At 58.7% G+C, this 12334-nt stretch carries 10 protein-coding genes and 1 tRNA gene; 6 read left to right on the top strand and 5 right to left on the bottom strand.

The window, feature by feature from the left end:
- Positions 1–30: 30 nt before the first annotated feature.
- Both PMI27_RS09195 and PMI27_RS09200 read right to left on the bottom strand, forming a co-directional pair.
- Positions 31–936, bottom strand: a complete 906-nt coding sequence (locus tag PMI27_RS09195; protein WP_008153433.1) for a DMT family transporter — start codon at positions 934–936, stop codon at positions 31–33.
- 117 nt (positions 937–1053) lie between these two features.
- Positions 1054–1677 carry a glutathione S-transferase family protein gene (locus PMI27_RS09200; RefSeq protein ID WP_008153434.1) on the bottom strand — a complete coding sequence of 208 codons (624 nt, stop codon included), beginning with the start codon at positions 1675–1677 and terminating at the stop codon, positions 1054–1056.
- 83 nt (positions 1678–1760) lie between these two features.
- Between PMI27_RS09200 and PMI27_RS09205 the strand changes: the two genes are divergently transcribed.
- On the top strand, positions 1761–2606 hold the full coding sequence (locus PMI27_RS09205; protein ID WP_008153435.1) for a helix-turn-helix domain-containing protein: 846 nt from the start codon (positions 1761–1763) through the stop codon (positions 2604–2606).
- 105 nt (positions 2607–2711) lie between these two features.
- On the opposite strand, the gene PMI27_RS09210 is transcribed toward PMI27_RS09205, so the two are convergent.
- A complete protein-coding gene (locus tag PMI27_RS09210; RefSeq protein ID WP_008153436.1) occupies positions 2712–3929 on the bottom strand; it encodes an MFS transporter in 1218 nt (405 codons plus the stop codon).
- A gap of 332 nt (positions 3930–4261) precedes the next feature.
- Here PMI27_RS09210 and PMI27_RS09215 point away from each other — a divergent pair, with 332 nt between their 5' ends.
- From PMI27_RS09215 to PMI27_RS09220, 3 genes are all read left to right on the top strand, one after another.
- Positions 4262–6319 (top strand): methyl-accepting chemotaxis protein, encoded by a 2058-nt coding sequence (locus PMI27_RS09215; RefSeq protein ID WP_008153437.1) that lies wholly within the window; start codon positions 4262–4264, stop codon positions 6317–6319.
- Between the two features lie 116 nt (positions 6320–6435).
- Positions 6436–6512, top strand: a tRNA-Met gene (locus tag PMI27_RS0229655).
- Positions 6513–6656: 144 nt separating this feature from the next.
- Positions 6657–7565 (top strand): bestrophin-like domain, encoded by a 909-nt coding sequence (locus PMI27_RS09220; RefSeq protein WP_008153438.1) that lies wholly within the window; start codon positions 6657–6659, stop codon positions 7563–7565.
- Here PMI27_RS09220 and PMI27_RS09225 read toward each other — a convergent pair.
- Positions 7469–8578 carry a DUF2817 domain-containing protein gene (locus tag PMI27_RS09225; protein ID WP_008153440.1) on the bottom strand — a complete coding sequence of 370 codons (1110 nt, stop codon included), beginning with the start codon at positions 8576–8578 and terminating at the stop codon, positions 7469–7471. The genes PMI27_RS09220 and PMI27_RS09225 overlap by 97 nt on opposite strands.
- Positions 8579–8742: 164 nt before the next feature.
- Between PMI27_RS09225 and ggt the strand changes: the two genes are divergently transcribed.
- Positions 8743–10575, top strand: coding sequence for a gamma-glutamyltransferase (gene ggt, locus PMI27_RS09230; RefSeq protein ID WP_008153441.1), 1833 nt, complete (start codon positions 8743–8745; stop codon positions 10573–10575).
- Between the two features lie 181 nt (positions 10576–10756).
- Entirely contained in the window at positions 10757–11128 is a 372-nt protein-coding gene (locus PMI27_RS09235) for a helix-turn-helix domain-containing protein (RefSeq protein WP_008153442.1), read from the top strand.
- A gap of 111 nt (positions 11129–11239) precedes the next feature.
- On the opposite strand, the gene ddlA is transcribed toward PMI27_RS09235, so the two are convergent.
- Positions 11240–12334, bottom strand: coding sequence for a D-alanine--D-alanine ligase (ddlA, locus tag PMI27_RS09240; protein ID WP_008153443.1), 1095 nt, complete (start codon positions 12332–12334; stop codon positions 11240–11242).

The raw sequence follows: 12334 nt of genomic DNA, 5'->3' as shown, positions 1-12334 counted from the left end.
GTGCGTGATACCGCCGCGATACACCTTCTGTCAGGTCGCTTCCGGTAAAGGGTGCGCTTTTTCCGGCGGTTTGATTGAGCCGATGTAAACCGCAAAGATAGTCACCAGCGCACCGCAAATCTGCAGCGTGGAGCTGACCTTGCCGAGAAAGGTGACATCAATGAAATACGTGATCACCGGTTCCAGTAACAGGATCAGACCGGCCAACCCCAAGCTGATGGCTCCGATCGAACGATTGACCAGCAACCAGCCGACAAACTGCACCAATACCCCGTATATGATCAGCATCAGCAAGGTTTGCCCATCCACGATGGCCAAGCTTTCCCCAGTTGCCAGCGCGTATGCCAGCAGAACCAGTGCAGCCCAAAGACTCAAATTGAGCATCTGTGCGATCTTGTCACCCCCGCCGTCCGGCAACTGGGTATTGATCTTCAGGAAGTACACACAGATGGCATATGCCAGCCCCGACAGCACGCCATACACCACGCCCTTGATCCCTACCGCACTGGTCATCTCGGGTAGCAACAACAGATAGAGCCCAACAAATGCCAAGGTAATGGATACCAGGAAGTAGACCGAAGGTTTTTCCTTCAACAGGTACAACCCCAGCAGGGTCATGAAGAACACCTGACAGTTGGTCAGGATCGACCCGATGCCCGGTCCGACGATATAGATGCTCTGGTGCCAGAGCACCAGGTCGATGGCCAAAAACACCCCGGCCAACGCGGTGTACAGCTGCGCCTTGGCGCTTTTAAGCAGCACCGGTGTTTTGCGCACCTTGAGCAGCAGGAAGAACAGGATCGAGGCGAACACCATCCGATAGAACCCCGCGCCACCCGCGCCGATATGGGCGAAAGCGACGGCCAGAGCAGACAGACTGAGCATCAGTCCACCGATGGTCAATTCAATGATTGCCCGATTGTTATTAGTCGACATGAGAAACCTCATTGATAAAGACCAAAGTACGAGGATTGCGCGGGCTCACCAGGCTCGACAAAGCAAAAAAGCAACTAACTCTTAATTGGCTTTAATAGTTATCAGCAACACAACGCTTTAAACTTCTTGCGCGGCCAACTTCAACCATTGTTGTACCGGTGCATAACCCAGGATGTTTTCGACATAGCCCTGTAGTTGCGCAGGAATGGCAACACCATAACGACGGAAGCGGAACACCACCGGAACAAACATCGCATCAACAATGCCGAAGTCACCGCAGAGGAACTGTGTTGAACCGCTCACCTCACGGAGTTGGTTCCAGATAGCGAATACCCGCTTGATTTCCTCTCGGGTCTCGGCGGTCAGGCTTTCCGGGATGTCACCGGTGTTCAGGCCAAACGACATCTGCGTGCGAAGGTGAGTGAAACCGGAGTGCATCTCTGCCGCAGCAGCTCGTGCCAGGGCCTTGATCCGTGAATCCAGGGGCCAGAGGTTAGCGGCGGGGTATGTGCCGGCAATGTATTCGCTGATGGCCAGGCTGTCGTTGATGACGACATCTTCAAGCAGCAGCGCCGGTACCTTGCCGGAAGGCGAGTGCTCCAGAATGCGCTGGCGGGTGTCGCTTTGTTCCAGTTTGATCTGAAGGGTTTCAAATGCTACATCCGCTGTCACAAGAACCAGCCACGCACGAAATGACCACGAAGACTTATTAAAATCCCCAACTACCAATTTTGTAGACATCGCATCCCCTCGCTTGTGTTATGAAATAGGTGCTAAATTTAGCGACCTTTTTTTCATACGTATTGCACAAAACTGGACAATTCATGGACGAGAGTCGCCGTCACAAAGCCCCTCAAAAAGACAAGGACTTTGTTCAATTCTGGCGTATACCCGAAGGCGACTGTGAGTTGCTATCTGCGCGTTACAGCACTCAATCTTTCGGCCGACATTCACATGACCGGTACGCTGTCGGCGTTATAAGTAGCGGTGTTGAAAAACTTTTTTATCGCGGCAGTTACTACATGGGGGTCGCTGGCAGTGTGGTCACCATTACTCCCGGGGAGATCCACGACGGCTTGCCTGGCCATGATGAGGGCTGGATGTATCGAATGCTCTATATCGACCCCGAATGGGTCAATCGGATGGTGTTTCAAGGGCGTTTTTCAGACGATCATATTCATCTTTTTCAAACAGCTCTGAGCCAGGCCCCCGACTTCGCCCGGACCTTTTTGCATCAACATCAAATCATTGAAAAATCCCCCTCCAGCCTTGAACGGGAAACTATCCTGCTGGATCTGGTGACGCAGCTCTTCGAGCGTAGCGGAGCGCCCATCGAACCAGTCAATGCGGCTGAGCAGCACGCAGTGCAAAAGATCAAGAGGAAGCTCGAAGACGAGTTCGACAAACATCTGTCTCTGGAAGAACTGGCGCAACTGGTGAACCTTGACCCTCTTTATCTGATCCGGGTGTTCAAAAAAAGCGTTGGCGTCTCCCCCCACAGCTTTCAAATCCAGAAAAGAATCGCCCAGGTCCAAAAACTGCTGCGCACCGGGTCCAGTCTCGCAGAAGCGTCATTCACTTGCGGCTTCTTCGATCAAAGCCACATGACCCGAGCCTTCAAAAAAGTAGTCGGCATCACACCTGGCAGCTTCCGCAACAGCAGTGCCTGAGCCTGTAGGAGCAAAGCTTGCTCGCGATGAACGATACGCGGTACTTCTGGTAAATCGCGTAATGGCCATCGCGAGCAAGCTTTGCTCCTACAGGGCGGTGAGCTATCAGGCTTTTCTGGTTCTTGGCAGGAAGATCGCCAGCACGCCAAACAACGGCAGGAACGAACACAGCAAGTACACGTATTCGATGCCGTGTATGTCGGCCAAATGCCCGAGCAATGCGGCACCAATCCCGCCAAAGCCGAACATCAATCCGAAGAACACCCCGGCAATCATCCCGACATTGCCCGGCACCAGTTCTTGCGCATACACCACGATTGCCGAGAATGCTGACGCCAGGATGAAGCCGATCACGACGCTGAGAATGCTGGTCCAGAACAGGTCCACGTGAGGCAGGATCAGGGTGAACGGCGCTACGCCGAGGATCGAGAACCAGATCACGGCCTTACGCCCGATCTTGTCGCCGATCGGCCCACCGAAGAAGGTCCCCGCCGCTACCGCTCCGAGAAACAGGAACAGGTGCAACTGTGAACTCGCCACCGACAGGTCGAATTTCTCGATCAGGTAAAAGGTGAAGTAACTGGTGAGGCTGGACATGTAGAAATACTTGGAAAACACCAGCAACCCAAGTACCACCAGTGCACTGATCACACGGTTCTTCGACAAGCCATGCGTCGCCGCCTGGCCTTGCTTGAGTTTGAACAGGCTCAAGTGATTGGCGTACCAGCGGCTGATCCGATAAAGCACGAACAGCGCAAACACCGCGAACAGTCCGAACCAGGCCACATGGCCCTGACCGAACGGAATGATGATCGCGGCGGCGAGCAACGGACCGAAGGCCGAACCGGCATTACCACCCACCTGAAAGGTCGATTGCGCCAGGCCAAATCGCCCGCCCGAAGCCAGTCGCGCCACGCGAGAAGCTTCCGGGTGAAAGGTCGAGGAGCCGATACCGATCAACCCTGCAGCCAGCAAAATCAACGGGAAGGTGCCGACCACCGACATCATCAAAATACCGATCAACGTGCAGACCGTCCCGGCCGGTAGCAGCCAGGGTTTGGGGTGCCGATCGGTGTAGTAACCAACCCACGGCTGCAACAGCGAAGCCGTCAGCTGGAACGTCAAAGTGATCAGGCCAACCTGGGTGAACGTCAGGCCATAGTTGGCCTTGAGCATCGGATAGATCGACGGCAGCACCGACTGGATCAAGTCGTTGATCAAATGCGCCAGCGCCACGGCGCCGATGATGCGCATGACCAAAGGGCTGCTTTGTGAAGTCGCGGATGCCGGCTGCGCGCCGGTCTGGACATTGCTGATAGCCATAAGAGTTTCCGTACAACGGATGGGTGCACACGGGCAGGTGCGTCAATGTGCCATTTTTCAGTGCAGCAGCGCCATCCCCTTAGCCTGCTAACGACCTTGATTTTCATCGCTGAAAAGATGATAGCGCAACGCCATGGTCTGAATCTTGCCTTGGTAATCCGCTTCAACGCGGCCCCTTACAAAGGGGACCGAGAATGGGAAGTTTCGCTACAGAGCCGGCCTACAGAGCTGACGAGGGTGAACTTTCGAGGCCTTTTAGAAGGGCACAGGTCGCGACCGCAACGGTTGCGACGCACGCCGATGGTGCGTGGTGTCCAGAGGAGTTTTGGGGCATGCAGGCTTTTTTATCACCGGGGATCGGGTTGCTGGGGCGTTTTGGCTTCGCACGCAAATTTCAGCTGTTGTTTCTACTGTTTATCCTGCCGTTGACGGGCAGCCTGTGGATGATCGGTCAGGACTATCGCGACAAACTGAACCTGATCTCCGGCGAACGTGCCGGGGTTCGGCAACTGCTCGCTCTGGATGCTCTGGATAACCTGCTCGCCGCTCAGCGTGACCGCGCGGCTCGCTGGCGCGCCACGGAAACCAATCGCCAGCCGACACCCGCGACGATCGCGGCGATGGCGGCTTTCGATACGGTTCAGCCAGCCGTCGCCCAAGCCACCACGGACCTCGGCAACGCACTGCAAACCGAAGGCGCCGAGGGCGAAACCCTGGCCCGTTATCAAGCCCTGCAAACCGCCCTCAACGGCCTGGACTCGAAAAGCCTGAGCAGCGTCGGTTGGTGGCCGGACGGTTACGATCGTTTCACCAATGCCTTGAGTGCCCTGCAAGCCTTGCGCGAGCAGATCGCCATGGATAATCGCCTGACGCTGGCGCCGTGGCTGGAAACCTATCTACTGACCCAGATCTCCACGCAACACGCGCCAGACCTGATTGAACGAGTCGGCCGTCTCGCCAGCGTCGGCCAGGCGTCGGTGGTGTCCGGGCAGTTCACCCTGCAAAGTCGTCTGCAATTGCGCGACTTGCGCAGCCGCATCGGCGATGCCCGGGAGCAGTTGGTCAAAACCGCAAGCCTGCTGGAAGCGCGACTGCCCAGCGCGTTGCAAGCCTGGGCCGGGCAATACCATGACAGCCTCAAGCACCTGGACGCCGAGTTGAAAGTCCTCGATGACGGCGTGTTCGGCGGCAGCATCAAGCTCAAGCCGGAAGAGTTCGAACGCAGCCTCGACACCCTGCTCGCCGACCTCGCTTCGTTGCGTCAACAGTCGTTGGTGTCACTGGATCAGCGTCTGGACTATTACCACGGTTCTGCCATCCGCCAGTTCATCCTGGTAGCGAGCATTTTTGGCTGCCTGCTGCTGGCCGCGCTGTACCTGTTCATCTGCTTGCAGGCCTCGATCCGTCGTAGCGCCAGCGGCATTACCCTGCTGGCCGAAGCGTTGCGCGACGGCAATCTGAGCCTGCAAGTACCGGTAGAAGGCCGCGATGAACTGGCCGCCATCAGCACCGCCCTCAACGTCGCGGTGGTGCAACTGCGCAACAGCCTGCTGGGGGTCGATCATGAAACCTTGCAGCTGAGCAACGCGGTGCGCACCCTCAACCATCACTCCAGCGGTGCCCTTGGGGAAGTCGAAGCTCAGCAGTTGCAGATCAGCCAGATCGCCGCGGCAGCCACGCAATTGGCCGCGACCTCTCAAGGGGTCGCCCAGAGTTGCGAACAGGCCTCCGGCAGCGCTCAGCACACCCAGCGCATCGCCGCCGACAGCAGCCGTGACAGCCAGCGCACGACGGCGAGTATTCAGCAACTCAATCAGCGCTTGAACGACACCGCTGCGGCACTGGGCCGGGTCAGTGAGCAAGGACAGCAGATTCAGTTGGTGGTGGATACCATTCGCGGCGTTGCCGAGCAGACGAACTTGTTGGCACTTAACGCCGCCATCGAGGCCGCTCGCGCAGGTGAGCAAGGCCGTGGCTTTGCGGTGGTGGCCGATGAAGTGCGTAGTCTGTCACAACGCACCCAGTCCTCCACCGCGCAGATTGCCGGCACTGTCGACAGCCTGCGCAGCACCGTAAACGAAGCGGTGAGCCTGATGGAAGCCGCTTGCGGCCAGGCCCAGTCCGACGCCCAGGCCGTCACTGGCCTCGGCGAGCGCCTGGGGGAAATTGCCAGTGCCGTGCAGAGCGTCACCGACACCCTGGCGCAGATCGCCACAGCGGTCGACGAGCAAGCGACCACCGCCGACGAGGTTAGCGGCAATATCCAGCAAGTCGATCAGGCCGCGGTACGCTTGCTCGAAGGCGCGCGAGCGGTGAACCTGGCAGCGGACACCTTGAGCCAGGGCAGTAAGGCCTTGAGTGCCAATACCGGGAGATTTCAGCTCAGTTAATGCCCTCCCCTGGCCCGTTTTTTCGGGCCAGGCGGATAAGCGGTTGAAAGCGTAGAGAAATATTTTAGATTTACGCTTGACACATCTCTGTTCCAAGCCAATAATGCGCGCCACTTGGCTACATAGCTCAGTTGGTTAGAGCATAGCATTCATAATGCTGGGGTCCGGGGTTCAAGTCCCTGTGTAGCCACCAAGTACTAAAAACGGCTTACCGAAAGGTAGGCCGTTTTTTTATGCCTCGAGAAAAGTGCTCCCGGCCCACAGGGCGGTTAATGCCCACTCTTCGCGGTTCTCTCCTACAGTTAATGCCAAAGCTTGAACGCAGAGGGACCACCCTATGCAATGGGGCCTGGACGAGATCATTCTGTTTTTCATCGTGGTCGCCATCTTCTGCGTGGTGCTGGAACTCGCTTTTCGTCTCGGCCGTCATCACCGAACCCACAGCAATGATTCGACCCGCTCCCACCTCACCGTTTTGCAGACCGCCCTCCTCGGCCTTCTCGCGTTGTTGCTGGGTTTCAACTTCGCCATGGCCACCTCACGTTTCGAAGCGCGCAAAACACTGATTCAAGATGAAGTCACGGTGATCGGCTCGACCTATCTGCGAGCGAAATTGCTGCCGTCTGATCTGCGCGGGAAGATGTCGACGATGCTCAAGGACTATGTCTCGGCACGGATTGAATTCATGCGCGCCGGCACGGACGAGAAACTGTTGGAGGCCGCCAGCGAATCGTCCCGGATGATCGAGGACCAGTTATGGAATCTGGCTGCAGCCGCCGAGGCTCAGGGCGAAGCGACAGCCGCCATGAACCTGGTGATCCAGTCGTTGACCGACGTCTACAACGTCAATGAAAAGCGCCGCGCTGAGCAGGACGATCATGTCCCGGCAACCGTCATCAATCTGCTGTTCGTCGTGGCCATCGGTGCGTTGGGTTTCATCGCTTACAGCTATGGCCTGGGCCACCGTCGACGGCACGGCTCGACGGCCATCTTCGCGATCCTGATTGCCATGGTCTTCACCATCACCCTCGACCTGGATCAGCCCCGCAGCGGCTTCATCCGCGTCGGCGAAGAAAGCATGCTGCGGTTGCAGGAAGATTTGAACCGCATGAGTTCGGGCAACGAGAGGCCACGTCCCCGCAAACCACGTCAGGAACGGATCGCCGGCAATGCTGACAACGCCCGCTCCCAAATCTGCCAGGTGCGCAGCCAGACCATCGCCTGCCAGTCGCTGTCGGCGGGATAGAACTGCTCCACCAGATTCAGTTTGATCCCGCGCCCCACTGCATCACTCGGATTGCCATGCAGATGCAGCCAGTGATCATCGCGCAGATGACGATGAACGTCGGCGCCGGGATACGTCCCGCACTCGATCACAAACGGCATCAACCGCACGTGCGGCAACGCATTGATCAACGCCTGCGAGGTGTAGCCGGTAGCAGTGGCAGCAACGCCGGTTTCGCTCAGCGTGTCGGCGCCTGTGTGCAAGGTATAGAGCCAGGGACCATAAATCGCCTGCGCATCCGCAAGCGCTGGATACGCCGACTCGGTAATGGTCAGCAACATCGGATGACCGTACTCCCCTGCCCCGGTGTGCAAGTCGAAACACATGGCCACTTCGGCATGGGAAACATGCTTTTGAATGATTTGGTGCAACGTGCGGTTCGACCAGCTCGGCGCCAGTCCGCCGTAGAACAAACCATCGGGATGACGGTGCTGGCCACCCTCGACAATCGACATCACCGCGGGCCAGCCGTGTTCGGCGATTTGTTCATCGAGCAAGGCATCGGCGCGATCACGTTCCGGGCCCTGCAACTGCGTGCAGGCATAGATTTCATGCAGCGCTGCGTAGGCCTGATTATCTGGCAATGCATGGTCGAAGTTCAGGTGATTGCGGTTCAGGTCGATGTTGTCTTCGTTGACCCGACGCAGCCACGCAGTGCCCCACGGATTGATCAGGTGGATCATCACCACCGCGACATCGGCCGGCAGCGAACGCTTGCCCAACGCCTGCAACCACTTGATCTGACACCCCGAACCATAGAAGCCTTCGACGCCATGAGTGCCACTCAGCGCAATCAGCAAACGCTTCGCGCGCGGATCACCCAGCACGGCCACATCGGTGCTCAACGGCTCACCGAACGGCCCTTTGAGTGGATGCGGGTACTCGGTCAGCGTCGCACCGGCCGCGGTCGCGACGGCCAGGAATTGATCACGCTGGGTGCGGTAACTTGGCTGGGTGGGGAACTCGGTCTGCATGTCTGCCTCTTGTTGATCTTCTGGCCAGTCTGTTGCCCTCGACCCTACAGAAAATCCGCGGACTCATGAAGGGCAAAAGCATCTTTGCTGTAGGGGCTGGTTTGCGTCACTTCCTTTCGGCCGATAAAGTCCCCTGATCTTTCCCACGGACGGAGTGCCCCCACGTGTTCTCAACCTTCCACTTGAGCCACTATCGCCTGTCAGCCTTTTCGCTGATCGCCGCTGCTTTAACCCTCGCAGCCTGTAGCGCCCCGACCACTTCGACGTTGCCTGTCGCGCCAGAAGTCGCGTCAGGTTATCGCGCCGACCTGCAGACCCAATATGCTTCAAAACACATGGCTGCCGCGGCCAATCCGCTGGCGGCCGAGGCCGGGCGGGAGATGTTGCGCCAGGGTGGTTCGGCAATCGATGCCGCGATCGCGATGCAGGCCGTGCTGACCCTGGTCGAGCCGCAATCCTCGGGCATTGGCGGTGGCGCGTTGATCGTGCTGTGGGATGGCAAGGCTGTGCGCACTTATGACGGTCGCGAAACCGCTCCGGCCGGCGCCACCGAGAAGCTATTCCTGCAAGCCGACGGTAAACCGATGCCGTTCCCCCAGGCGCAGATTGGCGGTCGTTCAGTCGGGACACCGGGCGTGTTGCGGGCACTCGAGTTGGCCCATCAGAAACACGGTCATCTGCCGTGGGCGCGGCTGTTCGAACCGGCGATCAAACTCGCGGAACAAGGCTTCGCCATCTCGCCACGCCTTCACCAGTTGATCGCCTCGGACTCGTCCATTCGACGCTCGCCGGACATGGTCGCCTACTTCCTGAATGCCGATGGCAGCCCGAAAGCCGCAGGCACTACGCTGAAAAACCCGGCGCTGGCCGCGGTGTTCAAACGCATCGCCAAGGAAGGACCGGATGCGTTGTACAAAGGCCCCGTCGCACAGGAGATCGTCGCCAAGGTTCAGGGCCACGCCAACCCTGGCAGCCTGTCGCTGAACGACCTCAACGGCTACAGCGCCAAGGAACGCGCGCCGCTGTGCACCGACTACAAACGCTGGCAGGTCTGCGGCATGCCGCCACCGTCGTCAGGCGGGATCGCCGTGGCGCAGATTCTCGGCACCTTGCAGGCGTTGGAAACACGTGACCCGCGTTTTGCCCTGGCGCCGCTCAAACCGGTCAAGACAAACAAACCTGCGGGCATCGAACCGACGCCTGAAGCCGTGCACCTGATCTCCGAGGCCGAGCGCCTGGCCTACGCCGACCGCGCGCAGTACGTGGCCGACGCAGACTTCGTGCCCGTCCCCGTCAAAGGTCTGGTGGACCCTGCGTATCTGGCCGACCGCGCGGCCCTGATCGGCGATCGCAGCATGGGCACCGCCAAACCCGGCACCCCGCCGGGCATTCAGGTCGCCTACGCACCGGACCGTTCGCCGCTGCGCATATCCACCTCGCAAGTGGTGGCGGTGGATGACGAAGGCGGCGCCGTATCCATGACCACCACCGTGGAATCCGCGTTTGGCTCGCACCTGATGGTTCAGGGTTTCCTGCTGAACAACCAGATGACCGACTTCTCGTTCATCCCCGAAGAGAATGGCCAGAAGGTTGCCAATCGCGTCGAACCCGGCAAACGCCCACGCTCGTCCATGGCTCCGACCCTGATTTTCGACCGCCAGAGCGGCGAATTCCTCGCCACCATCGGCTCCCCCGGCGGCTCGCAGATCATCGAATACGTCGCCAAATCCACCATCGGCCTGCTCGACTGGAACCTCGACCCACAAACCGCCATCAGCCTGCCCAACTTCGGCAGCCGCAACGGCCCGACCGAACTGGAACAGGGGCAGTTCAGCCCGGCGCTGATTCAGGCGCTGAAAGACAAAGGGCACAGCGTGAGCGAGATCGACATGACCAGCGGGACCCAGGCGATTGTTCGGGTGAAGGATGCGCAAGGGAAAACGTCGTTGGCGGGTGGGGCTGATCCGCGGCGCGAGGGGGCAGCGTTGGGGGATTGAGTCTTACGCGGGAATGAGCAAGGGCTTACCGGGAGGTAGGCCCTTTTTTACACCTGATAAATCCTGATCGGCCACTTCACGCAGCCTTTTCCTACCCGCAAGTGACTGTTTTTTGGATAAAGTCGGCACTCACAAACAGTACGACGCAATCGACGCTGATACCGTCGAGATGGAGTAACCCATGAACATCCGCGCCATTCACACCGACGAGGACTGTCGTGCAGCCCTCAAGAACGTGTCAGCGCTGTTCGACAACGAACCAGAGCCTGGCACCCTTGAGGGTGATTACTTCGACATTATGATCACGCTGATCGAAGCCTATGAATCGAAGCAGTTTCCGGTGGACTTGCCCAATCCGATCGATGCAATCAAGTTTCGTATGGAGCAGTCCGGCCTGTCTGCGGCTGACCTTGCACCCGCCATTGGCCGCACAAACCGGGTGTATGAAGTGCTCAATGGCAAACGTGCGTTGACGCTTCCGATGATCTGGAAACTTCACGATTTATTCGGGATACCCGCACAGAGCCTGATCAAGCCGATAAAGCAGGCTTGATCTGCGTCGGCAGACGAATCAGGCCGACATACCCAAAATGATATGAGACGCCGTGATCGTTGCCGTCGAACTGGATGACGACTTCAAAGTTCACTGCGCGCCGGATTCAGCCTAGCGAGAGATCTTCAGCGCCTGTCGCGCCTGATGCTTCTCCAGCGCCAGGTCGATCAAACGGCTGACCAACTCGCTGTACGTCATACCGGCGGCCTGCCATAACTTGGGGTACATGCTGATGCGGGTGAAGCCGGGCAACGAGTTGATCTCATTGATCAGCACTTCGCCGCTGTCGGTCAGGAACACGTCGACCCGCGCCAGCCCGGAACAGCCCAACACCTGGAATGCCTCGACGGCCAGGGCACGGATGCGTTCACTGGCCTCGAGGCTGATGTTTGCCGGCACCACCACTTCCGCCGCTTGAGCGTCGATGTATTTGCTGTCGTAGGAATAGAACCCGCTGCGCACCACGATCTCGCCGCAACCGCTGGCGATGGCGTCTTCGTTGCCGAGCACCGCGCATTCAATCTCGCGGCCACGGACGGCGGACTCGACCAGGACTTTCTCATCGAAACCCAGGGCCAGCGCCACTGCTGCCGCGTACTCGGCTTCGTCATTCACCTTGCTGACGCCCACGGAAGATCCTTGGTTCGCCGGTTTGACGAACAGCGGCAAGCCGAGTTTGCCTTGCACCTCGGCGAACCCGGTGCGCGCTGCGGTGGCGCGGGTCAGGGTGACGAACGGCGTGACCGCCAACCCGGCGTCACGCAGCAGGCGTTTGCTGATGTCCTTGTCCATGCAAACGGCCGAACCGAGTACATCGGAGCCGACAAACGGCAGATCGGCCATGCGCAGCAAGCCTTGCAGGCAACCGTCTTCGCCCAGGGTGCCGTGGACGATCGGGAAGATCACATCGACGTGCCCTAGCATTTCCTGACTGGAGGTTTCGACCAATTGCTGACTGGCCTTGCCCGGCACGACGGCCAGTTCGCGGTTGGATTGGTTAAGGGCGATCAGCGCCGGGTTTTCCTGGTTGAGCAGGAAGTTCGAAGGGTCGTTCAGATGCCAGTGGCCTTGTTTATCGATACCGATCAGCACCGGCTCAAAGCGCGAACGATCCAGCGCATCGACGATGTTTTTCGCCGATTGCAGCGACACTTCGTGTTCAGCCGAACGGCCGCCAAAAATAATGCCTACCCGCAGCTTGCTCAT

This window comes from Pseudomonas sp. GM41(2012) (assembly GCF_000282315.2).
Classification (GTDB): Bacteria; Pseudomonadota; Gammaproteobacteria; order Pseudomonadales; family Pseudomonadaceae; genus Aquipseudomonas.
Note: the sequence above shows the minus strand (reverse complement) of the source record. Positions and strands in the feature narration are given on the sequence as shown.